This window comes from Microbacterium xerophyticum, assembly GCF_053543555.1.
In genome coordinates this window covers 16,399-39,469 of record NZ_JBLVOB010000001.1, presented here as the reverse complement: position 1 = coordinate 39,469, position 23,071 = coordinate 16,399, and the positions used below count along the sequence as shown (strand labels likewise).

Here is a 23,071-nt window from a genome sequence, read left to right as displayed (position 1 = left end):
GGGTGAACCCCCCCTCTCCATGTCTGCACTGCGGTGCGAGCATGGGCGCATCGCCTCACCAGGGGCGAGAGCCGGAGGTGACGACGTGCGCAGACCGCTGGCTGGGCTCACGCGCCGCAACCTCGCACGCGAGATGCTCGCCGGTGTCACGCTTCTCGCCATCGCGATCCCGTTGAACATCGGATACGCGCAGATCGCCGGGCTTCCTGCCACCGCGGGGCTCTACGCCCTCGTCGTACCGACGGTGCTGTACGTGCTCGTCGTGTCGTCGAGGCAGGTCGTGGCTTCTCCCGACGCGGCAGCTGCGGCGCTGGTCGCCTCGTCGATCGGCGGGCTCGCCGTCGCGGGCTCGGAGGACTACGCCGCAATGGCCCTGGCTCAGGCGATCATCTGCGGGGTGATGTTCGTGCTCCTGGCAGTGTTCAAGCTCGGGTTCCTCGCGAACTTCCTATCGAAGCCGATCCTCATCGGGTTCGTGGGCGGGCTTGCGCTCGACATCCTCATCTCTCAGATCGCCAAGATGCTCGGCGTCCGGATCGAGTCGGGAGGCGAGTTCGTGGAGAAGATCAGCGGCCTCGTGACGGGCATCGGCTCCACGAACCTGTGGTCTCTCGGGATCTCGGTGGTATCCGTCACGGTGCTGGTCATCGGCCGTCGTGTGCTCAGCGTCGTCCCGTGGGCGCTCGTCGTGATGATCGCAGCAACGCTGCTCGTGCTCGGTGCCGGGCTCGGCGACCGCGGAGTCGCGGTTCTCGGCCCCGTTCCTGCGGGAGCCCCGACTCTCACCTGGCCGGTACTCGATTGGCAGACGTGGCTCCTTCTCGTCCCCTCCGCGATGGCGCTGACTCTGGTGACGACCGCAGAGGGCCTCCTGGTGTCCCGTTCCTACGGAGAGAAACGCCACTACCCCACCGAGCCCAATCGGGATCTGCTCGCGTTCGGCGTCGCGAACGTCGCCGCAGGCGTGCAGGGCAGCTTCGCGGTGGGCTCCTCGACCAGCCGAACGGCCGCGATGGATCAATCCGGTTCACGGACGCAACTTCCGTCACTCGTCCTGGCAGCGGGAACGCTTCTGCTCCTGCTGTTCGGTACGGGTCTGCTGGAGGACATCCCCTCACCGGCGATCGGCGCGATCGTCGCGGTGGCGATCCTTCCGCTTCTCGGAATACAGGAGTTCCGAGCACTGTGGAGGATCGACCGCTTCGAGTTCACGATCGGAGCGGTGTGCTTCCTGGTGACGCTGTTCGTCGGCTCGATCCCCGGCATCCTGATCGCATTCGTGCTCGCACTCATCAATCTCGCACGACGCGCATCGAGTCCGACGATCGACTTGCTGGGCACAGACGGACGCGCCACGGCGTCGCTGCTCGATCCGGCGCCGTCCGGCGCGGTGACTGCCCCAGGGATCGTCGTGATCCGCATCGCCGCTCCGTTGTTCTTCGCCAACGCCGACGCGTTCTCACGAGCCGTGCGGGCGGCCGTCGACGCACCCGGACCCGGCGCCGTCGAACAGGTGGTGATCGATATGGAGGCCGTCACGGACGTAGACGTCACGGCTGCGGAATCGTTCGTCGGCCTCGAGGAGTCCCTGCACGCCAGCGGGATCTCGCTCTCATTCAGCCGCCTTCGCGAATCCGCACGACAGCGGCTGCGGACGCTCGGGATCCTCGGCGATCAACGCGTCTTCGAAACCAATCACGACGCCATCGAGCAGCTCAGCAAGCACCTCGACGATGACCGACACGGCGCCGAAGCAGAGAGGAACACCTGATGAATGATTTTCGATACGGGCCGGTGGAGTTCTACCTGGTCGGATTCGACGGAGAGAAACCGGCCCCTGGCATATTCAGCGCGCTGAGAGACCTGCTCGACAACGGAACCGTACGGCTTCTGGACCTTGTGATCCTCGCCAGGACTCGTGAGGGCGACCCGGAGATCGTCGAACTCGATGAAGAGCAGATACCAGGACTGGAAGGAGTGCGGCTGCTGGCGCCGGGTCTCACCGGAGATGAAGACATCGCGACTCTCGGAGAACATGTCGCGGCGGGAAAGTCAGCCGCGATCGTCGCCCTCGAACTCGCATACGCGCGCGGCCTTGCCGCACGTCTCGCCGAGGCGGGTGGCGAGGTCATCAGAACCGAGCGCGTACCAGCGCCCGTAGTCAACGCTGTCATGGACATCCTTGAACAGGAAGGTGAGTGAGATGCCACTGAGAAGATTCGGACGCCCGGGATTGATCGGGCTCGCTGCCCGCACCGCGGTGGTCGCAGGTACGGCCTCGGCGGTGCAGGGCGCGTCGATGCGCCACCAACAGCAACGCGCGCAGGAACAGTACGAGCAGAATCAATACGCCGCAGCGCAGCAACAAGCGCAGATCGATGCCGCCACTGGGCAGGCAGCCGCCCGGAACGAGATGGTGACGCCCACGCCTGGTTCCCCGACGGCCGGCAGCAGTGGTGACGAGATGATCGCGCAACTTCAGCAACTCGCATCTCTGCACGAAGCGGGTGTTCTGTCGGACGACGAGTTCGCTTCCGCAAAACAGAAGCTTCTGAGCTGACCTGCCCCGACGACACGAACGGAGAACGACATGGGTCAAGCGATTGGTCAGCTTCTGCCGCTCGCCATCGGCATCGCCATCAGCCCGTTGCCCGTGATCGCAGGCATCCTGATGCTCATGTCGCCGCGGGCACGGACGACCAGCGTGGGGTTCCTCATCGGATGGCTCGCCGGGATCGTCTTCGTGTCCGTCGCATCGATGCTGCTGTCGTCGATCCTTCCCGGTGCATCCGACGATGGGCCCTCACCGATTCTCGCGACCGTGCAGTTGCTGCTCGGCGTGCTGCTCGTGTTCTTCGCCGTTCGTCAATGGCAGGGACGGCCGAAGGGCGGATCGGAAGTCGCGATGCCGAAGTGGATGCAGCAGATCGACGGGATGACGTTCATGCCCTCTCTCGGACTCGGGCTCCTCCTCGCCACGGTGAATCCGAAGAATCTTCTTCTCGGTGCGAGCGCCGGCGTGACCTTGGGAGGGTCAGCGCTCGGAGGCAGCGAACTGATCCTCGTCATCATCCTCTACACGGTGCTCGCCAGTTCGACAGTCCTCGTGCCGGTTGTCGCCTACCTCGTCGCCTCCGACGCGTTGCGAGCTCCGTTGGGGCGGATGCGGGACTGGCTTCAAGCGGAGAACGCCATCATCATGACCGTGCTGCTCCTCGTGCTCGGCGTAGTCGTCATCGGCAAGGGCATCGCAGCATTCGGCTGACGTGCGCGGACGCAGACAACCGACAGCTCGGGCGAGCCAGTGAATGGGTGGAGGATTGAGAATGGGTGAGCTGGAAGAACTGCGCGCGCAGATTCTCGTGCTCGAGCAGGAGAACGAGAGCCTCCGTTCGCCTCGACGCAGGACCCGAACGAAGAGCGTCATCAGCGCCGTCGTACTCGTGCTGGCGATCCTGCTCGCGCCGATCGCGGCCATGGGAACGTGGGCGCGTGTGCAACTCGTCGAAACCGACCGCTTCGTGGCGACGTTCGCACCGCTCGCGTCGGATCCCGACGTGCAGGATTTCATCGCCGCACAGGCGAGCGCCGCGATCCACGAACGTGTCGACATCGACTCGATCGTCGGCGACGTGTTCGATGGCATCCGCGCGCTGGGGCTCCCACCCCGCGCCGACTCGGCGCTGACGCTGTTGCAGGGTCCGGCGGCGAACGGGGCCAGATCAACCATCGATGGGGTCGTGCGTGACGTGGTCGCATCCGACCAGTTCGCCGACATCTGGGCCGAGTCGTTGCGATTCACACACGAGCATTCGACGGCGATCCTGCAGAACGCCCCGGGCACGGCGGTGCAGCTCACCGACGATGGCGCGATCTCGCTCGAACTCGGCGTTGTGATCGAACGCGTCAAACAGGAGCTCTCCGAACGCGAGGTCGGCATCGCGGACATGATTCCCGCCATCGACAGGTCGATTCCGATCGCACAGGCGGACGCGCTGGTCCTGGCTCGGACGGTGTACCAAGTCGCCGACGTCGGAGGTTTCTGGATGCCGTGGCTCGTCGTCGCCCTACTCATCGTCGGCGTTCTGCTCGCGACCGATCGCTCCCGGGCACTGTCTCGGACGAGCGCGGGGTTCGCGCTCGTCTTCCTCCTGCTGGCGGCGGGCGTCGGATTGGGCAGGGGCGTGTTCATCCGCGCGGTGAGCCCGTCGATCATGCCCGCACCCGCGGCAAGTGCGCTGTTCGATCAACTCGTCTCTCTTCTGACAGGAACCATCGCCGCGCTCGTGCTGGTCGGTGTGATGGTCGCGGTATGGGCATGGCTCGTCGGTTCGAGCCACGCGGCGAGCGCCGTCCGTGCTCTCACAGAAAGCGGGTTCTCCGCAGTGCGACGTGCCGCCGAGCGGCGAGGACTGTCGACGGGCCGCTTCGGGCATACCGTCGACCGCTTCCGAGCACCGATTCTCATCGTCGGCGGCGCCATCGCGACGATCCTCCTCGTCGCGAATCGACCCGTCTCCTTCGGGTCGGTCATCGCTGTGAGTGTCGGTCTCGTGGTGTTCATCGTGCTCATCGAACTCCTGCGCAGACCCCTTGAGACATCAAGCGATGCTTCCGATCTGCAGCCGAGGGAGACGGCCTCGTGACCGCCCCGGCAGCACGCGATGAGTCTCGCGGCACACGCGCGCTCGAGATCGTCACGGTCGTACTCCTCTCTGTCACCGCCGTGATCACTGCCTGGTGCGGCTTCGAGGCATCCAAATGGGGAGGAGAGATGTCGATAGCGTTCAGCCAGGCCTCCAGCGCTCGAGTCCAGGCCGCCTCGGCGCAGGCGACGGAACAGGCCGCCCGGCAATACGACCTCACGATCTACACCGAATGGGTGCTTGCAGAACAAGGCGCCCAGGAGGAGCTCATGGGATTCATCGAAGCGCGTTTCACCGATGAGTTCCGGGTCGCCTTCGACGCCTGGACCGCCGAGGATCGCACAGCGCGCGGGCCGTTCGCCATGGAGGAGTACGTTCCTCCGGGAGCGCAGGAAGCAGAGGCGCTGAGCGCGAGAGCCGATGCGAAATTCGAGGAAGCGCTCGTCAACAACCAGCGCGGAGACAACTACTCTCTCCTCACCGTGCTCTTCGCGCTCGTCCTCTTCTTCGCGGCGATATCCCAGCATCAAGGCGTCGCTTGGCGTCGGCGGGTGTTCCTCGGTCTCAGCATCGTGCTGGCCATCGTCGGAGTCGTCACACTCGTGACCTTCCCGATCAAGATCTGATGATCGACGCGATCTGGCAACTCGTTCCCGTGACGCTCGGAGTCATGGCGAGTCCGATCGCCATCACCGCACTCGCCGGCATCCTCCTCTCGCAGCATCCCCGGCGGAACGGGGTCGCGTACGTGATCGGCTGGGCGTTGTGCGCTGCAGTGCTTCTCACGATCTCACTGAGCGTGTTCCGCGCTGCGGAGGCTCCCGGCTCCTATCGTGACGCCGAATGGATGCCGTTGTTCCATCTGACGGTGGGGTTGATCTGCGCTGGTGGTGCGATCTGGACGTACATGCGATCGCGACGCGTCGTCGAGCGAGTGGCCGTCGCCACCACGCCGGCACAGCTCGCAGACGCGGCACCGCAGCTTCCGGGGCTGATGAGATCGGTCGCTCACTACACGCCACCGCGATCGTTTCTCCTGGGCGGGGCGATCTTCCTCAGCCCGATGAACATCGCTCTCGTCGCCGCGGCGGGAGCGGAGATCGTCGTCGCCGAGTTCGAGCCGTTCGTCCAGAATCTCTTCGCAGCCGGCTTCGTTGCCGCGGCAGCAGCGCCCGTCGCTGCTCCCGTGATCATGCTTCTGACGCTGGGAGAACGAGCGGCCCCGCTGCTGGGAAGGTTGAAGGACTGGATGCTCCGTCGCAACGGTCTGCTCACCGCGGGGGTGTTGGCTGTCGTCGCGGGTCTGCAGATCTTCAAGGGGATCGAGGGGTGGGTCCTGTGAATCTCGGGAGACGATGGAAGAGTTACCGCCGGCGATTCGGTTCGCGCCGGACGCTGGTCGGGGACCTCAAGGCCGGCGCCGTACTCGGGGTGGAGAGCGTGCCGGACGGACTGGCCGCGGGACTTCTCGCCGGAGTCAATCCACTGATGGGCCTCAATGCATACATCGTCGGAACGATCGCTGGCGCACTGACCACCGGATCAGTGTTCATGACGGTTCAGGCGACCGGTGCGATGGCCGTGATCATCGCAGATGTCCCTCAGGTCCACGGCCCCGATGGGGCGGGAGCCATGGCGACTCTGACGATCCTCGCCGGTGTCATCATGCTGATACTGGGATTCGCCGGGCTCGGCAGCCTTGTTCGTTTCATCCCCACCGCCGTGCTCATCGGGTTCGTGAACGCCGTCGCCCTCAACATCATCCTCAGTCAGCTCGAGAATCTCACCGGCTACGACAGCCCGGCGGACTCCAGACTCCTCCGCGTCGTCGACACCGCCGCACACCCGGGCGGTGTCAGCTGGTGGTCGGTGAGCGTAGGCCTCATCACCATCGCGCTGATCCTGCTTCTCGAGCGGACTGCACTGGGACCGCTTTCCATGGTGGTCGCGATCATCGTCGGCTCGTTCCTCGCGATCGTGCTTCCGAGCGGGACGGTCGGCACGCTGTCGGATGTCGTCGAGACGTCCCGGTCGCTACCGGCTCTCAGCCTCCCCGATCTCTCCTCCATCTTCGTGCTGCTCGTTCCCGCCCTCTCTCTCGCGCTCGTGGGGCTGGTTCAAGGCGCTGCGATCTCCGGATCCATCCCGAATCCGAATGGGCGATATCCCGACGCCTCCGCAGACTTCCGCGGACAAGGATTCGCGAACGCGGCCACTGGTCTCCTCCAGGGAATGCCGGTGGGCGGTTCGATGTCTGCGACCGCCCTGGCGCGCGCCGCGGGCGCGCGGAGCGCTGCTGCCAACCTCATCGCCGGTCTTGTCATGGTGCTGTGCATCTTGCTCCTCGGACCGCTGATCGGCTACATCGCCATGCCTGCTCTGGCAGGACTGCTCATCCTCGTCGGAGCACGGACGATCAAGCCCGCTCAGATCGTGATGGTCTTCAAGACCGGACCGGTGCAGATCGCCGTGTTCGTGGTCACGTTCGTTCTCACGATCCTCATTCCGCTGCAGTACGCCGTGATCGCAGGTGTCGGTCTCGCGATCATCCTGCACATCGCACGACAATCCAATCGCGTGCGGATCCGGCGATGGGTCTTCGATGCGGCGCACCCATTTCCAGCAGAGCAGGATCCACCCGCAATCCTGGAGGGCGGATCGACCGTGATCCTGACCCCCTACGGAAGCCTCTTCTTCGCATCCGCGCCTTCCTTCCGCGCGCAGCTTCCCGATCCGACCGGCTCCTCATCGGGCGGGTTCGTGATCATCCGGCTGCGGGGCACAGACGAGCTGGGCGTCACATTCCTGACCATGCTTCGCACCTATGCCGGTGAGCTGTCTGATGCCGGTGCCACATTGATGGTCGCCGGCAGCGGGCCACGCGTGCATCACCAGCTCACGACGACAGGAGTGGCCCACACGATCGGAGAGGAGAACATCTTCGCTGAGAATGATCGGCTCGGTGATGCTCTGACCAGCGCGCTCGACGAGGTCGCGCGCAGGCAGGCAGCGCCATAGCCATGGGGCGTTCCGGCACAGCTCCGACCTAGCATGTGATCTATGGACACGATGATCCGGATACCGGCGGGGACGCTTCTGATGGGCGCGGATGGTTTCTACGCGGAAGAGGGCCCAGTGCATGAGCGCGCAGTCTCCACATTCGAGATCGACGCTCACCCGGTCACGAATCGGGACTTCGCCGCGTTCGTAGATGCCACCGGATACCTCACCATCGCCGAACGCCCCCTCGACCCTGCGGAATTCCCCGGGGCAGATCCCTCGACTCTGGTGCCCGGAGCCATGGTGTTCACTCCGACGGACGGACCGGTCGACTTGCGAGACTGGCGACGATGGTGGCGTTGGGAGCCCGGGGCGAATTGGCGTCAGCCGTTCGGCGTCGACTCCGACGTCGCTGCGCTCCTGGATCATCCGGTCGTGCAGATCGCGTTCGCCGATGCGGTGGCGTTCGCCGAGTGGGCCGGGAAACGATTGCCGACCGAGGCGGAATGGGAGTGGGCCGCGCGCGGGGGCTTGGTCGGAAAGACCTTCGCCTGGGGCGATGAGATGCGGATGGGCGATCAACTCATGGCCAACACCTGGCAGGGGGATTTCCCGTACCGCAACTCGGGGGCGGACGGGTGGGTCGGTACGGCGCCCGTCGGCTCGTTCCCTGCCAACGGCTACGGACTGTACGACATGATCGGAAACACGTGGGAATGGACGCGCGATATCTGGTCCCATCGGCACGCGCAGCCAGATGCGACAGTCGTCTCGCCGGGGTCTCGCGTGAATCTTCTGCCCTCGGAACCGGGTGCCGGCATCGCGCGTCGTGTGCTCAAGGGCGGCTCGCATCTGTGCGCACCTGAGTACTGCATGCGCTACCGGCCCGCGGCGCGTTCAGCACAGTCAGAAGACACAGCCATGACGCACATCGGTTTCCGCTGCGCACGCTGAAAGAGCGATCAGGGGCGGCCCGCGTGACGGCGAGGATACCCACGCCGTCTCCACGGCATGCGGCTCCGCTCACGGACGGTCGCGGGCTGTTGACCTGGTTGAGCGCTGTCGTCGCCCGAGAGCCACCGCAGCCACGACGCCTCGTCATCGCCCTCGAGCAGCAGGGTCCAGACGAGTAACGTGAGCGGGATCGCCAGTACGGCGCCGACGGGTCCGACGATGAATGTCCAGAAGATCACGGAGAAGAAGCTCAGTGTCAGGCTCAATCCGACCGCATCGCTGACGAACTTCGGTTGGACGAACACCTGAAGGACCACATTCACGACGCAATAGATTCCCACGACGACGAGGAAAAGCGGCCAGCCGCCTATCGCCAGGGCGAGAATCGCCGGCGGCACGAGACCTATGACGAATCCGATCGTCGGGATGAAGTTCGTGACGAACGCGAGAACAGCCCACATGAATGCGGCGGGCACGCCCAGTGCCCAGAGCGCCAGCCCGTCGATGATCGCGACGACGGCGCCGAACGCGCTGTTCACGACGTAGTAGCGACGCACGTTGTGGTTCAATGCCGAGACCCGGGCGAGTGCCTCCAGCTGAGATGTGCCGAAAATCATGGGTGCTCGGCTGTATCGACCAGCGTCGACCGCCATCACCACGACATACGCACAGACGAACAGCAGTGCGATCAACGCGCCGAGAAGAACGGCACTCACATCGCGCAGCACGACGAGAAGTCCACCGATCTGGACGGATCCGGATACGCCGTCGTCCGAGGACACGTGCGAGACCGCCTGGACCCACGTTGTCCAGGTGGACATCACGTGGCCGAGATCGCCGCCCGGAGTGAGGTCCGATATCAGCTGCGCGAGCTGCGCTCCGGCCAGCCAGATCGCGACTCCGGCGACCGCGATCACGGAGTACGAGAGCGCGATGATCGACGCCGTACCAAGGCTACGAGCACCCCCGCGCTTCACGATCGCTTCCCTCACGGGAAGGCAAACCACCACGATCACCACCGCGACCGCGAGCGGGCCGACGACGCTGCGGGCAAGATGCAGCCCGGCGAGAGCTACGACGGAGCATGCCAGCACGACGAGGAGCCTGATCCCATGCAGATGCCGGTTCGCAGACTCACCGCGCGATGACGTGGCCATCCGATCACAGTAGTGGTGGCCAGCCGAGCGGGGTCGGGAAACCTCCGTGCTCTCGCCCGCAACGGGTGAACCGGCGCTGCCCGAGGTTCATCCATCCGCGTACGCTCGACACATGGATGAGGACTACACACCAAATTCATCGTCACGTGAGCTGAGCCGCCGCACCGTTCTCACGGGCGCCGCGTGGAGCGTCCCTGTCGTCGCTGTGGCCATGGGCGCGCCCGTTGCCGCAGCATCGATCGTCGCTGGCAAGTTCGTGATCGAGACCATGTCAGGCGGCAGCTGGGTCGATGCTCAGTACTACGGCATGTCGATTCAGCTTCGCAACGACGACACCGATGTGCGCCCTGCCGTGGTCCCAGCCATCACCAGCGGCGTCGTCACGATCACGATGCAGATGGCAGACGTCGGAGACGTCATTCCCGTCGTCATCGCCAATTCAGGTGGGGACTCGCCGTCCGTGCCCGAGCTACCGGCCACGGATCCGACGTGGACGGCCGGAACCGCCGGATCCGACGGCACCACCGCCACGTACACGATCAACTTCGCGGGCAGCATCGCCGGTCAAGGCCTGACACACGTCACCTTCGGCGTTCTCGGACCCGCTGACGGACTGCACACGAGCATTCCGGTCACGGTCACGGCGACAGGAAGCCCCACCGACGGTACAGTCAGCTCCAGGACCGTGCCCCTGTACTAGAGGACTTGATACCCGGGACCAGTCGCGCGAGATCGGGCGGGACAGCATCGTGCCGATCGAGAGCATCCTGCCGAAGAGCAGGAGCGAGGTTCGAACCCGCGAACTCACGCTTGTGAATGAGGCGCTGTGGGCTAGTCGGTGTGCGTCAGCCCCGATCGGAGAGACTGCGTGAACGACACCAGAGCACAAGGCTCACGACGAGTGTCGGGAAGCCGATCGATTCCGACCAGGATCGTGCTGGCCGGCCTGACGTTGGCGGCCGCGCTGACCGTATCGGCGTGCGACGACGGAAGCTACGCGTGGGATCTGGACGAAAGCGACCTCGTCGGGTCCTGGACCGCAACGAGCGAGATCGACACCGAACTGGTTGTGCACGCGGACGGGACGTTCGATGCAACATCGTGGCCGAACAATCTGAACTGCACGGGCCTTATCGCTGAGGACATGGATGAGGTGATCGACGCTCCTACGAGCAATCTTGAGGGCAGCTGGACCTTCCAGGCAGGCACGGGCTCAGATACGGAGAGTGGCGGCCTGGCGGGATTGATGCTCCAGTTCCCAACGACGTGCACGCAATTGAGTCCGCAAGCGTACTTCCGGACCGCCGAGGACGGAACCGTGAGCATGTGCTTTCCGCTTGACGGCGACCCCGACAGCTTTTCGTCCTCACGAGCGCTCGCCTTGTTGAAAGCGCCGATCGCGGCGGATGCTGAGTCCGAAGCATGTGAATAGGGCGACCGGAGAACGAATCGAGCCTCGACCGCCGGAAACTGGCAATCGCCGGGACGCGACCGGCACAACCCTCCCCGCGCCACTCCGGCCATCGCCCCGGATACGACAAAACCCCCGATTTTCCGGGGGTTTTCATCTGTAGCAGGAGCGGGGCTTGAACCCGCGACCTCACGATTATGAGTCGTGCGCTCTCACCAACTGAGCTACCCTGCCGCACGGCATCCCCGCCCATGAAGAACATGAAAGCGAATGCTGCGAGCCCCGAGTCAGGATTGAACTGACGACCCCTTCCTTACCATGGAAGTGCTCTACCACTGAGCTATCGGGGCGTTGTCACCCGTGAAGGCAACCACACGAGAATACCATTTCTTCGGCGTTCTCAAAAACTGAGACGGTCAGTAGGACTTGCGTCCGGCGTTCGTCTGCAGCCACGGAAGCGGATCGATGGTCGAGTCGTTCACGATCAGCTCGAAGTGCATGTGAGCGCCGTAGGAACGTCCGGTGTTCCCGACCAGTCCGATGATGTCGCCGACCTTCACCGTCTCGCCCGCGGCGACCCGCAGCGAGCCGTACTGCATGTGCGAATAGTGGCTCGTGATGAGCGCCCCATCGATGATGTGATCGATGTAGACGGTGACGCCGTAGTTGCCGCCGGACTCGGTCGCGATGCGCACGGTTCCGTCGGCGATGGCCTGCACGGGCGCGCCGTCGCCGGGCACGAGATCGAGCCCTTCGTGCAGACGTCCGTCACGCATCCCGTACCCGTAGCTCATGCCCACACCGACGGCGAACGGCCACTGGATGGCCGCAGTCCGATCATTCGTGTACAGCGAGTCGGAGAACGCGATGCCCTGCTCCGCAGCAAGATCACCGAGCGACAGCGTGGAGTAGTCATCGGTGCGCTGAAGCACCTCGTTGTGCACATCCGACGAGGCGACGTAGGCCTGGATCTCGTCGTCGGAGGCATCGGATGCTGCGCCGGACGACGCCGCGACGAGCGAAGTCGTCGCCTGCGCCGGAATACCCTGGGCCGCGGCGACGGCCTCGGCGGGCAACGTCATCGAGACCGCGAGGAGACCGGCGATCCCCATGATGCTCATGGTGGCGCAGGCTGCGACCAGCTTGCGACGTGAACGGCTCTTGCGCGGTGCGACGTGGGCGGTGGTCGCCTCGGTCGGGAGGGAACTGGCGGTCGGCGTCTCCGGCTCGGTGAACGCCTTTTGCTGCCCGGTCAGCGCGCGGAAGGCGAGAGAAGCGGCGGTGAATGCGTCCTCCGCGTCCTGCGGCTCAGCGGCAGCCTCGGCGACCGGTTCGCGACCGACCTCCGCGGCCGGCACCAGCTCGATGACGACGGGCCCTTCGGACACGACCTCATCAACGTAGTCGGCGATCTCTTCGGCGTTCTGGGATGCGGCGACCTGCGGCTCTGCGGTCGCGGCACGAAGACGTTCGCGAGCCTCGCGACGGGAGAGTGTGGGGATGACGACCTCGACAGAAGAGGTCTCCTGAACACCTGCCGGGGTCACGGAAGCCGCGGTCCGGCGACGGCTGGAACGGCGCGAGGGCGCAGGCTCAGCCATAGGGGTGTCAAGGGGCAAAACGGTTCTCTCGGGGATTCGTCACGCTGGGGGGCTATTGACCTTCGACGTTCGGGCATCGAAGGTAACGAACGGGTAAACGTTACCGTGCTGGCGCTGAGAATGCCATGTACGGATCCTCAATTCTCTTTGTCAAGGACGCCGGAGATCTGCGCATGCACGCGCGCACCGGCGGCGACCAGCATCGGACGAGCGGATGCCGTGTCCCGACGCGTCACGATGCCACCCGCTTCGGTGACCAGAAGTGCTCCGGCGGCGAAGTCCCACGGATTCAGGCCTCGTTCGAAGTAGCCGTCGAGCCTGCCTGCGGCGACGTAGCTGAGGTCCAGCGCGGCAGAACCGATCCGCCGCACATCGCGCGCGATCGGCATGATCTGCCGCACCGTGAGCAGGTCGCCGTCGTGCGTCGAAGGATCGTAACCGAACCCCGTCGCGAGCAACGCGCCCGCCGGTGTCTCATCGGTCACCGCGAGACGGATGCTGCCGAGCCATGCGCCCTCGCCGCGCTCGGCGGTGAAGAGCTCCCCCATCACCGGCGCGTAGACGGCCGCAGCGAGCGGACTCCAGCTGTTCGGATCGGCACCGCCCTCGACGGCTGCCACACTCACGCTGTACGCGGGCATGCCGTATGCGTAGTTGACGGTCCCGTCGATCGGGTCGACGACCCACGTCACTCCTGTCGTGCTCTCACCGCCACCGGACTCCTCACCGAGGAACCCGTCGCCCGGTCGCTCGGCGCTCAGGCGCGCGCGGATCAGCGCCTCGACCTCGCGGTCGGCTTCCGTGACGATGTCGGCGAGAGTCGACTTCGTGGCCGCGAGCAGGAACCCGTCTGCACGTCGGAGCCGTGCGAGCTCACCTGCCTCGCGCGCGATGTCGGCCGCGAATTCTCCCAGACCCAGCGCCGCGGTCACTGCGGCGGCGCGGGGGGAGGCGGCGGGAACGCACCAGGCGCCGCCGGGGGCTGACTCGGCGCCGGGGGTTGCTGCTGCGTCTGCTGCTGCGGAGGAAGGTCCGGAACAGGCGGCACCTCCGGCGCAGGCGGCAGATTCAGGGCTGAAGTGTCACCGGCGATGCCGTCGGGTGCGGGCGGCGCCCCGGCCGGAGGAACCGGCAGCCCGTCCGGCCCGATCGGGGCATCAGGAGAGGACACGAAGCCCTGCTGCGGCGGGTAGATCTGCTCCGGCGCCTCGGGGGCAGCGACAGGCGCCTCCGGCGCCGCCTGCGGGTACTCGGTCGGCGCCGGGTACTCCGTCTGCGCCGGGTACTGGTTGACTTCCGGGAACTGCTGACCCGAGTACGAGTACTGCTGCTGGGTCGGGTACCCGGTGTAATAGGCGTTCCAGTCGGGCGAGCCGTCCTGCAGCACAGGCAGCGGCGTCACGCCGTCGGCGTACGTCGGCCACTGCTGCTGCACCGGCTGCTGCTGACCCCCTGCCGCGAACACGGGAGCGGCGGCGTACGACGGCGGCGCGTAGGCGGCGGGCGCCGCATTCGGCCGCTTCGGCGCGAAGAGCGCGTTGAGCAGCGGGATGAGCGTCGTCCCCACCGCGGCCAGGATCGCCAGAGCGACCACGATGCGCCAGTACAGATCGGCGTAGTGGAAAGTGTCGGGAAGCGTGAGGTAGATGACGAGCATCGCGACCAGCAGCACGAGCACGCCGATCGTCGCGTAGTAGATGATCGTGGTGAACGTCGTGACGTAGCGCTTCGCCGCGGGCGTGAACAGCCGCACGTGCAGCAGCGCGAGCTGCAGGATGCCGACGACGAGCACCAGTTGGAAGAAGCGCGTGATACCGCCGGCGTACTCCCCCGGCTCCTCGGGCAGCCAGATCTTGACGGCGCCGACCAGCAGCGCGACGATCCAGGTGATCATGCTCGCCAACGCCAGCCAGTCCGGCCTCTTGGGCGCGAGCCCGGCTTCGAGGATCGCGATGCCGGCGAACGCCGCGAGCAGCAGGATCGTGAGGAACGCGCGACCGATGATGCCGTCCTGATCGCCGATCAGCACCCACACGACGCACACGAGCGCGGCCGCGATCAATGCGCCGATGGCGATCCAGATCGCGCCCCTGATCATCAGAGAGGCGTTCGCCTTCCCCTTGGATTGCGTGCTGACCTCTGACATGGAGTTCCCCTCTTCGGCCGATTGCTCTCATCCTGCCACGCCGCGACCTGCGCGTGCAGAGCTCGTCGCTGCCTGTGGGCAAGTTTCGCGACGAGTCAGCGCGCCTTCTTCGCGGATGCTGCGGCGAACGCGGCGACGCGCGCCTTCGCATCCGCGGTGTCGAACGCCGCTCCGATGGAGCGCGCCTCCTCATCGAGCTGCGCGGTGAACGACCGCTCAGGGCGTGAGCGCACCAATCGCTTCGCCTGGCCGTACGCGTCGGCCGCCCCGGCGAGCCAGAAACGCGCGACCTCCTCCGCTCGTCCACGCACGCGGTCGGCCTCGTCCGCGGCATCCGCACCGCTCACGACCTCGGCGACCAGCCCCCATTCCATGGCTTCGTCGGCGGTGAGCAGACGGTCCTGCAGCACGAGCTGCAGGGCACGGCGCTGGCCCACCGCTGCGGCGAGCTGCGCCGAGACCGACAGGTCGGGCGTGAGCCCGATGTTCGCGTAGAGGCTGCCGATCTTCGAGCGCCCGCCGACGACCGCGTAATCCGAGCAGAGCAGGATGCCGAGACCGCCGCCCGCGGTGGTGCCATGGGCCGCAGCCACGACGGGGACGCTCGATTCCGTGAGTGCGCGGATGCCGGCGTTGATCACACCGGCGAGATCCGCGATGTCGGTTCCCGCGCCCATCGTCGTCGCCATGTCGAGCACATCGCCGCCCGCGCAGAAGGCGGGTCCGGCGGCGTCGAGCAGGATCGCTTTGACGTCGTCCCTGGATGTCACCTCGGTCGTCACATCGCGCCAGGCACGGGCGAGATCGGCGTTGAAGGCGTTGAGGCGCGTCGGTCGGTTCAGCGTCAGCCGCGCCAGCCCTCCGTCGACCGAGAACAGGATGGGTTCGCTCATGGCATCTCCTTCGAAGCGCAGGGTGAGTTCGTCGCGCCCAGCGTATTCGTCAGTCCAGCGGCTCCAGAACTCGTTTGGCGAAACCCTCCATACGGCGCCGTGTGCCGTCGAGGCGCATGTCGATCTGACCGGGAACGCGGATCTCGTTCGGAGCCAGCGGATGCGCGAGCCGCACGTTGTCATGGCACGACAGGTCGGCGCAGATGTAGGTTCCGACGGAGTCGCCTCGGCGTCCGGCATCCCCCGCCCGCCGCGCGGAGAACAGGGCGACCTGCCCGCCCGGCTGCATCGTGTGGCAGATGTTGCACATGCCAGTGCGCGCACGGCCGGGGTCGGTCGAGCGCAGCACGACACCCGTGAGCCGTCCGTCGATCTCGACCACCACGCATCCACGCTTGCTCGATGCCGGATCGCGCCAGGCGAGGAAATCGTGGAAGTCCCAGTCGACGAGAAGGAAATCGTGCGGCATCTCGATCAGCCGCAGCTCCTCCTCGGTGGCGTTGACGAACGACGCGCGGACGTCGGATTCGGTGAGCGCTCGCATCGCTCCAGTCTAGGAAGGCCGCGGGCCTAAGAGGCCATCGCGGTCTGCGGTTCGCGCTCCCGGATGAGGAATCCGAAACCGAAAGCGACGAAGAACATCAGCACGCCGTAGACCGCGGCCGGCAGGCTCAGCTCGACCGATCCGAGGACGGTCTGAGCGATCACGATCGCCAGCGTCGCGTTGTGGATGCCGATCTCGAACGACACCGCGATCGCCTGGCGTCGTCCGATCTTCAACAGACGCGGAACCACGTACCCGACCGCGAGACTGATCAGGCAGAACAGGACCGTGATCAGCGCGAGACCGGTGAAGTTGTTCACCAGCAGCTCCCAGTTGGATGCGACGGCTCCCGCGATCACGACGACGAGGATGATGACGCTCGCGATCCGCACCGGTCGGTCCATCCCGTCGGCGAACTTCGGCCAGTACCTGCGAACGAGCATCCCGAGGGCGACCGGGAGCAGCACGATCGCGAACACCTCGAGCGCCTTCGCCCACTGCAGTCCCAGCTGATCGTCGAACGGCTGGAAGTACATGATCGCGAAGTTCGTGATCAGCGGGAGCGTGATCACGGCGATCACCGAGTTCACCGCGGTCAGCGAGATGTTCAGGGCGATGTCGCCTCGGAACAGATGACTGTAGAGATTCGCCGTGGTGCCGCCCGGCGAAGCCGCGAGCATCATCATGCCGACCGCGAGCACCGGAGGCAACTGGAACAGCAGCACGAGCCCGAAGCAGATCGCGGGCAGGATGAGCAACTGGCACACCAGCGCTGTGAGAACCGCCTTCGGCTGCTTCAGAACGCGAGCGAAGTCGGCGATGGTGAGGCTCAGGCCCAGCCCCAGCATGATGATGCCGAGGGCGACCGGGAGCCCGATGGTGGTCAACGCTGATCCCATGGGACTCAGTATGGCGGCTGCAGGCCTCCGGTGTCACCGATATCGGCGAATGTCCTACTGCACCACGCTCGGGTCGAGCGCTTCCACGATGACGAGGGCCTCAGCATCCGGCATCCCGACGGTCCAGATGCGCGCCGTGGAGCCGATCGCCGGAATCTGCGTCTGCAGAAGGGTGTCGCTCTGATTGTCCGGATTGCTGCGGTGCCAGCGCGCGTGAACTTGTGCTCCCGACAGGGCTGTGACCATGAGCGCGAACGAAGACGCGCCGCCGTTGTCGAGGAGAGCGACGGCACGATCCGTGACGCGCCCTTCTGTCGGGGTGGCACGGTGCCTGATCTGCGCCCAGCGCTCGGCCAGCAGCGCTTCCGCACGTGCCCGCCGCCCGGACGCCACGACGGCCATCGCGCAGCCGCCGAGGAAGAGAACCGGCATGATCGTGAAGATCACGTTGAACCACCACTGCGGGTTGCTCGTCCAGAGGTTGAACAGCAGGATCGCCGCGCCGATCGAGGCGACTGCGAGGAGAGCCCAGACCGTCCACCTGCCGGCCGTGGGCATGGGCCTGCCGAAGCCGATCCTCTCCGGCACTCCGGCATCGCCGAACGAGCGGACGAGATGCACGACATGTCCGACCGGTGCCTCGAGTTCCACGATCCGCCTCCTCCACCCTCGATGTGCTCGACATCGTAGAGTGCGCAGGTTGCGTGCGAGTTCACCCGGTGACGGATGCGGGATGCCGGCGCTCGCGCCTCCCCGAGTCCCGCTCTGCTCGACCTACGACTGAAGGCCCCCGCTGCGCGGAGGCCTTCTTGGTGTGGTGGGTTGTTCGCGTTTCTCCGCGATGCCTTGAGCCTTCAGGGGTCATGCGCCGCATGTACGCGGCCGGATCCTCCGCCGCGACTGCGTTATTCCTCTGGGATCTCAGCGCGTTTGACGAATTGCACTCCCGATCTGGTCTTTTCCCGGAACATCTCGGGAGGACCAGCACGACAATGATTCACACCGCGGACCGGGCCCCCCTATATAGAGGCGTGCGGTCGCGCCGCCGTCGAGAACTCAGGACCAGATGTCATACACGCCACTAGGGCGTTGCGCATGAGAGCGGATGGACGTGAGAGCGAATCAGGCGTGACTTTCGAGGTGGCCCGCGAGCATGGCCACGGAACAAGCTCAAGGATCTCTGGGGCGCGGACTCGCGATGCTGCGGTCATTGCACTCGATCAGCGAGGTCGATGTCGCGCACCTCTATCCTTAGATGCGACGCCGACCCGTTCGGAAACTGAGGTGATGTGATGGGTGCCCCCGAAAGCAGCTTCGCTATCGCGGCGTTCGTTGTTGTCGCACTTCCGGGTTTCCTTTACGCTGCGGTCGGCCGGTGGGCACGAGGGGAATCCGCGTCAGATCGCGATGTCAGCCTGACCGTCGCTCGCGGTGCTGCGTTCGCGGTGACGCTCACCGGCATGTATCTCGTCGTGTTCGGCACATGGCTGTTCGAAGGCATCGGGGTGGTGGACGCGACCGCAGAGTCTCTGACGGTCTCAGATCCGCGACGCCTCGGGGCGACAGTGCTGGTGTTATACATCATCGTGCCCACCCTCATCAGTGTGATTCTCCATCGACAACACATCGCATGGAGCCGCCCCGACTGGGCAATGAACAAGGCGGGAGACGTAAAGAAGGGCCGGCGGTGGGCAAAGTACGTTCACTCTCGCCACGGCTACAGCGCCGTCCCCAGCGCCTGGGATCACGCGGCGCGGCAGAACCACAACGCCTGGGTTAAGGTCAAGCGCAGCAACGGCGAGTGGGTAGGCGGGTGGTTCACCAAGGGCTCTTTCGTGACGACTTACCCGGAGCCGCGAGGGATATACATCGCGGACCAGTTCGCGATGACTGACGAGGGTAACTTCATAGGAGAAGCCCCGCTGCCGGGCACAGGCGTGTTCCTCATGATCTCGGATACGGACCTCGTGTTTTGGACAAGCCCCAAACGCATTCAGCAACAAGAAACCGAACGCGTTCAGCAACAGAATGAAGGATGAGATGACTGAGAACAATCCACGACGAGTCGTCCAGCAGATGGTTCCGGATCCCGACCCAATCATCGAACACGGACAGCAGCCCACCAACTACGAGCGCCCGCCGAAGCCCCCACAGCCGGTGAATCAGGGCGGTATTGGCAACCCCACACAAAGCTAGATCACCGCTCGACGCCGCCAATCGGCCCACCGCATGCCTTAAGACACGATCTCCTGAGGGGTCAGCGGGCCCCGGCCGCGCATAGGGATGCTACGAGAGAAGTGACGGCGCATGAACTCCAATGAACTTAGTGGCGAGCTTGCAGCGCGCGCCGCACCACAACAACGCACTGGTGCCCCTCTCTCATAGACGAGTCGCGGAGGACCACGCTGAAGGTCCGCCCACTCGACGAATGTGACGAGAGCCGCCGCGTCCCGTCGAAAGGTCTCGACCGCATGTCCTCGAAGTCGAAAGCGCGCCGCACATCGCACCAAGCCAAAGTGCGCGCTCGGAGCGCCTACGTTTCCGGAGTGACCCGTTGCTACGTCGTCTCGAAAGAGCTCCATGACGGCACTCGTGAGGATCAGCTGTGCGAGAAGACCACCGGCCGGACAGTACGGATCTTGTCCGGCGACCGCCGGTTGCAAGGCATTGTTCCCCTGACTAACCTCCTCCGAGACTGCCAAGGCCACGGCAGAGGCCTGACCGACAGGTGGAGTCGCAAAGAATATATCGCTGTCACCGCGCCCGTAATCGCTCAAGACGGCAACGACATCTCCCTGGGGCTAGACGACACGTTCACGCTGAAGGTGCACATCGCGACCGCGGACATGCTGACACCGCCTACGTCGGTGTGGTGCTACATCGAAGAGTATGTCGGCGAGACGAGCGACACACTGGGCCTTCGTCTGCGTGAGAAAGAGTCGGGGCGCAAGGTCGAGATGTACGGCACGAACAAGATGCACCTGACCAAGTTCCTCGCAAGCCCGCGCTTCACGGGCACGATGGATGAGATGCCGAATCTGTTCGAGAAGGATGGGTTCCGCGACTACGTGCTGGTCTCCGGAGGAACTGCTGTCGACTCGTATGATGTCTTACTGTTCCAGGACGACGCGGACCTGACCTACCTACTTGGTCCGTCCCCGGACACCGCCTACCGAGATGCCTTTAGCATGTTGACCTCAGAATCGGCAACAATCTCGCACACGCGTACAGCCCGAACGCATTTCGAAAAAGGGTACTACCGGGAGGCGATCTTGGCCGCGCGTCTCGCAGTTGAGACTAGGTGCGGCGGCCGCAGCACGCATGTGAAGCCGCGTCTGTCGAATGCTCCGCAAGAGGTGAAGGACGCCGGTGCCGCCCTGTATGACAAGCGCAATCTCGCTGTGCATGAGGGCGATACGCGGGTTGAGCAGACGGATGCGGCGCAGGCACTGAATGCGATGACGACGGTTCTCGACTACCTGCGCGCGGACGAGGAACGCGACTGATCCGGTTCGGTCTTGTCCGCTCTGATATGAATCGAGCTGGTCGGCGTCGCGGAATCCCGTGCGCGACGGCGTTAGCGGTCGGCCATCGGGTGAGGGCCGTCAGGCCCGGCGATCACGCGAAGAATCTGCTGCGTCGAAGGGTTATCCCGCGCGTGCTCGAGCACGCTCTCCATTGTGATGATCTGTGTCAGCATGTCCGTGGAGGGACGACGCAGATGGTCGCGCTCATTCCATGACACGCCGTAAGGGTTCAGTCCAAGCGCGGTCTCCAGATCTGGTTCTGCCGCAATGATCTCGAACGTCGACCCCGTCCCGGCGAGTGCCGGTGAAACGTCGGCGAGCATCTTGCTCCGAAACGCCTCATCGATGTCCCCATCGACGATGGCGGTGACGATGACCTTGTCGGACCCCTGCGTGAGCGAACGAATCAGCCGGGGCATGTTCTGCGGGCCACCCGCCGGCACGATTGACACGGGTACATCGATCCCGAAGGCGGCGCGAACGGCTTCCAAGTACTCGACATCCATCCGAGCCTCAACCACGACGATTCGTCTGGTCTCGGTCCGCGGGGTAGCGACGCGCGCCGACTGGAGAGCTTCCTCGACCGGCCAGTACACCGTTCCTTCCTCACCGGCGGCGCGCAGCTTCCCGTGGAGTACATCGAGGACCGATATGCGATTCTCGGCGATTGCGCGGATGTCGGCTCCTTCGGCGAGGATGATGTTGACGTCCTTCCCCGCGACCAGCGCATTGATGGCGTCCTTGCTGAAGCCGTTGATGCTGATGAACAGGCCGATTGTCCCAACGAGCTTGCCATCGACTTTGCCTTTGAATTGGTAGATGCTCGACGCCGGGTGCTTCGCCGCTGTCCACTTGGCTTCGATGAGTACCGTACGACCGTCCAGCCAGATTGAGCCGTCGACCTCCTCGCCGGTCGGCCGGTAACCGACCCGAGGGTCGAGGCCCGCTTCCTCGAACATGGCGCGCAGTATCGCCTCGAAGTCTCGCCCGCGTTGCGCTTTTTGCTGGGAGGTTGCCGAGTCGGGAAGCGTCTGGGCGTCGAGATATTTCTGGCGCCAGTTGTGGCGGTCTATGGCCATGAATCCGTTCTACAGGAACGTCGACGAGTCAGAAGAATCGCGCGGCCCGGTTTCGTCATCTTTTGTCTAGCGCATGGGCCCGTGAAACGATTGGCTTGGCGATACGGACTGACGCCCCCGCAACAATCAGAGGAGTACCTTGAACGACGCAGCGCTTCGAGCATCTGACACAGGCGCGCTCAAGGACCCCGCTACCTCGATCTCCGCAAAGCAGGCCATCGCGGTCGGCCGAACGACGGTGGGCATTGAGGTTGATGCAGACGGAGTTCGAGCCCGTCTCGTTAGGTCGGACACATCCGAGGTACTTGCTGAGCGTTGCTGCAGTAGAGAAGTACGTCTTCCCTCTTTCTTGTCTCCTTTGCCCTTCGATCATGTGTGGTGGACGACCGTGCAGGCCGTCAACGATCTGGGCACGGAAGTCAAAAACCAGTTCGGACTGCTTCCGTATCGGATCCAGAGCGTCGATGTCGCTTCCAGCGACTCCAGCGTCTTCGCCTTCGGTGCCGAGCGGAACCTTGTGACCTTCGACGGCCCCCACCGGCCCCGCACGGAGGCAGCTGAGGAGCTATCCGCTCTTTTCGGAACACCAGTGTCAGATCATTCCTTCATAGCGCAGCTACACCAGGCTATTCGCGACGGTGATCCTCTCGCGGGCCAGGTCTCCACAGTCATGACGCTCGCTGGCATCCTGCACTACCGGCTAACGGGGCAGATCCACGTCAGCTCAGACGAAGCATCACATCTCTTCCCGTTCGATGACGTTGTCGGAGATTATGACCAGTCGATGGCGCAACTGTACGACGCCCTCGCGGGCGGGCACCTCTCGGCTCCCATTCGCAACTTGCTTCCCGCCGTCGTCCCGCCGGGAGTCGAAGCGGGCTCCCTCACATCCGACGCTGCAGGAGAGCTGATCTTCGAGAACGGCTTGCGGCCGGGAGCCACCGTACGCTTCAGGTGAGTAGATGGCTGACTCTTCTGGACCGAGCACTTCGACGTGACAAATCGGTGCCCAAGCGTGAGGAGCAGCGAAGGCTACGTGGCTGCCCTCCAAGAGGCGGATGTGTATCTGGACAGCGCGAAGACCTACGCTCTGATGATCTTCTGCCTGCACTGCGGAACCGGGTTCGGTCCGTTCTCACGGGTCGGCCGGGAGGTCCAATGCGGCCGCCGCGGTAAGGCGTTCGCCCTTCGGCAGCCGAGGAACCGATGCGAAT

23 protein-coding genes and 2 tRNA genes are annotated in these 23,071 nt (G+C 64.9%); 14 read left to right on the top strand and 11 right to left on the bottom strand.

Annotated features, from left to right (window positions below; translation table 11 throughout):
• Window positions 1-85: 85 nt before the first annotated feature.
• The 9 genes from ACNPNP_RS00220 (at window position 86) to ACNPNP_RS00180 (ending at window position 8,600) form a co-directional block, all read left to right on the top strand.
• Window positions 86-1,771, top strand: coding sequence for a SulP family inorganic anion transporter (locus tag ACNPNP_RS00220; RefSeq protein WP_448964063.1), 1,686 nt, complete (start codon window positions 86-88; stop codon window positions 1,769-1,771).
• The gene (locus ACNPNP_RS00215) at window positions 1,771-2,202 is read left to right on the top strand and encodes a DUF6325 family protein (protein ID WP_448964062.1); all 432 of its coding nucleotides are present in this window, start codon (window positions 1,771-1,773) and stop codon (window positions 2,200-2,202) included. Before ACNPNP_RS00220 ends, ACNPNP_RS00215 begins: the two co-directional genes overlap by 1 nt.
• A 1-nt stretch (window position 2,203) precedes the next feature.
• Window positions 2,204-2,560: an SHOCT domain-containing protein gene (locus ACNPNP_RS00210; protein WP_448964061.1), complete on the top strand. Its 357-nt coding sequence runs from the start codon at window positions 2,204-2,206 to the stop codon at window positions 2,558-2,560.
• A 30-nt stretch (window positions 2,561-2,590) separates the two neighbouring features.
• Window positions 2,591-3,265, top strand: coding sequence for a GAP family protein (locus ACNPNP_RS00205; protein ID WP_448964060.1), 675 nt, complete (start codon window positions 2,591-2,593; stop codon window positions 3,263-3,265).
• 61 nt (window positions 3,266-3,326) lie between these two features.
• A complete protein-coding gene (locus tag ACNPNP_RS00200) occupies window positions 3,327-4,646 on the top strand; it encodes a hypothetical protein (RefSeq protein ID WP_448964059.1) in 1,320 nt (439 codons plus the stop codon).
• The gene (locus ACNPNP_RS00195) at window positions 4,643-5,272 is read left to right on the top strand and encodes a hypothetical protein (protein ID WP_448964058.1); all 630 of its coding nucleotides are present in this window, start codon (window positions 4,643-4,645) and stop codon (window positions 5,270-5,272) included. The genes ACNPNP_RS00200 and ACNPNP_RS00195 overlap by 4 nt, the downstream gene beginning before the upstream one ends.
• Window positions 5,272-5,988, top strand: coding sequence for a GAP family protein (locus ACNPNP_RS00190; RefSeq protein WP_448964057.1), 717 nt, complete (start codon window positions 5,272-5,274; stop codon window positions 5,986-5,988). The genes ACNPNP_RS00195 and ACNPNP_RS00190 overlap by 1 nt, the downstream gene beginning before the upstream one ends.
• Entirely contained in the window at window positions 5,976-7,664 is a 1,689-nt protein-coding gene (locus ACNPNP_RS00185; RefSeq protein ID WP_448964056.1) for a SulP family inorganic anion transporter, read from the top strand. Before ACNPNP_RS00190 ends, ACNPNP_RS00185 begins: the two co-directional genes overlap by 13 nt.
• A 42-nt stretch (window positions 7,665-7,706) precedes the next feature.
• On the top strand, window positions 7,707-8,600 hold the full coding sequence (locus tag ACNPNP_RS00180; protein WP_448964055.1) for a formylglycine-generating enzyme family protein: 894 nt from the start codon (window positions 7,707-7,709) through the stop codon (window positions 8,598-8,600).
• Between the two features lie 8 nt (window positions 8,601-8,608).
• On the opposite strand, the gene ACNPNP_RS00175 is transcribed toward ACNPNP_RS00180, so the two are convergent.
• Window positions 8,609-9,757 (bottom strand): AI-2E family transporter, encoded by a 1,149-nt coding sequence (locus ACNPNP_RS00175; RefSeq protein ID WP_448964054.1) that lies wholly within the window; start codon window positions 9,755-9,757, stop codon window positions 8,609-8,611.
• Window positions 9,758-9,869: 112 nt separating this feature from the next.
• Here ACNPNP_RS00175 and ACNPNP_RS00170 point away from each other — a divergent pair, with 112 nt between their 5' ends.
• Together ACNPNP_RS00170 and ACNPNP_RS00165 are read left to right on the top strand one after the other, a co-directional pair.
• The gene (locus ACNPNP_RS00170; protein WP_448964053.1) at window positions 9,870-10,457 is read left to right on the top strand and encodes a hypothetical protein; all 588 of its coding nucleotides are present in this window, start codon (window positions 9,870-9,872) and stop codon (window positions 10,455-10,457) included.
• Window positions 10,458-10,625: 168 nt separating this feature from the next.
• Window positions 10,626-11,189, top strand: a complete 564-nt coding sequence (locus tag ACNPNP_RS00165) for a hypothetical protein (RefSeq protein ID WP_448964052.1) — start codon at window positions 10,626-10,628, stop codon at window positions 11,187-11,189.
• Window positions 11,190-11,328: 139 nt separating this feature from the next.
• Here the strand turns inward: ACNPNP_RS00165 and ACNPNP_RS00160 are convergent.
• The 9 genes from ACNPNP_RS00160 to ACNPNP_RS00120 all read right to left on the bottom strand — a co-directional run bounded on the left by ACNPNP_RS00160 (window position 11,329) and on the right by ACNPNP_RS00120 (window position 17,902).
• A tRNA-Met gene (locus ACNPNP_RS00160) sits at window positions 11,329-11,402 on the bottom strand.
• Window positions 11,403-11,446: 44 nt separating this feature from the next.
• Window positions 11,447-11,518: transfer RNA gene (locus ACNPNP_RS00155), tRNA-Thr, on the bottom strand.
• 66 nt (window positions 11,519-11,584) lie between these two features.
• The gene (locus ACNPNP_RS00150; RefSeq protein ID WP_448964051.1) at window positions 11,585-12,715 is read right to left on the bottom strand and encodes a M23 family metallopeptidase; all 1,131 of its coding nucleotides are present in this window, start codon (window positions 12,713-12,715) and stop codon (window positions 11,585-11,587) included.
• A gap of 191 nt (window positions 12,716-12,906) precedes the next feature.
• The gene (locus tag ACNPNP_RS00145) at window positions 12,907-13,701 is read right to left on the bottom strand and encodes an inositol monophosphatase family protein (protein WP_448964050.1); all 795 of its coding nucleotides are present in this window, start codon (window positions 13,699-13,701) and stop codon (window positions 12,907-12,909) included.
• The gene (locus ACNPNP_RS00140; RefSeq protein WP_448964049.1) at window positions 13,698-14,915 is read right to left on the bottom strand and encodes a hypothetical protein; all 1,218 of its coding nucleotides are present in this window, start codon (window positions 14,913-14,915) and stop codon (window positions 13,698-13,700) included. The genes ACNPNP_RS00145 and ACNPNP_RS00140 overlap by 4 nt, the downstream gene beginning before the upstream one ends.
• 95 nt (window positions 14,916-15,010) lie before the next feature.
• Window positions 15,011-15,808 (bottom strand): enoyl-CoA hydratase/isomerase family protein, encoded by a 798-nt coding sequence (locus ACNPNP_RS00135; protein WP_448964048.1) that lies wholly within the window; start codon window positions 15,806-15,808, stop codon window positions 15,011-15,013.
• 49 nt (window positions 15,809-15,857) lie between these two features.
• A complete protein-coding gene (locus ACNPNP_RS00130; protein ID WP_448964047.1) occupies window positions 15,858-16,352 on the bottom strand; it encodes an FBP domain-containing protein in 495 nt (164 codons plus the stop codon).
• Window positions 16,353-16,378: 26 nt separating this feature from the next.
• On the bottom strand, window positions 16,379-17,251 hold the full coding sequence (locus ACNPNP_RS00125) for a bile acid:sodium symporter family protein (RefSeq protein ID WP_448964046.1): 873 nt from the start codon (window positions 17,249-17,251) through the stop codon (window positions 16,379-16,381).
• Window positions 17,252-17,305: 54 nt separating this feature from the next.
• The gene (locus ACNPNP_RS00120) at window positions 17,306-17,902 is read right to left on the bottom strand and encodes a hypothetical protein (protein ID WP_448964045.1); all 597 of its coding nucleotides are present in this window, start codon (window positions 17,900-17,902) and stop codon (window positions 17,306-17,308) included.
• Between the two features lie 641 nt (window positions 17,903-18,543).
• Between ACNPNP_RS00120 and ACNPNP_RS00115 the strand changes: the two genes are divergently transcribed.
• A complete protein-coding gene (locus ACNPNP_RS00115; protein WP_448964044.1) occupies window positions 18,544-19,290 on the top strand; it encodes a DUF6338 family protein in 747 nt (248 codons plus the stop codon).
• A 432-nt stretch (window positions 19,291-19,722) separates the two neighbouring features.
• Window positions 19,723-20,757, top strand: a complete 1,035-nt coding sequence (locus tag ACNPNP_RS00110; RefSeq protein ID WP_448964043.1) for a hypothetical protein — start codon at window positions 19,723-19,725, stop codon at window positions 20,755-20,757.
• A gap of 71 nt (window positions 20,758-20,828) precedes the next feature.
• On the opposite strand, the gene ACNPNP_RS00105 is transcribed toward ACNPNP_RS00110, so the two are convergent.
• The gene (locus ACNPNP_RS00105) at window positions 20,829-21,857 is read right to left on the bottom strand and encodes a restriction endonuclease (protein WP_448964042.1); all 1,029 of its coding nucleotides are present in this window, start codon (window positions 21,855-21,857) and stop codon (window positions 20,829-20,831) included.
• 139 nt (window positions 21,858-21,996) lie between these two features.
• On the opposite strand from ACNPNP_RS00105, the gene ACNPNP_RS00100 reads away from it, so the two are divergent.
• Entirely contained in the window at window positions 21,997-22,815 is an 819-nt protein-coding gene (locus ACNPNP_RS00100; RefSeq protein WP_448964041.1) for a hypothetical protein, read from the top strand.
• The last annotated feature ends 256 nt before the right edge of the window (window positions 22,816-23,071 follow it).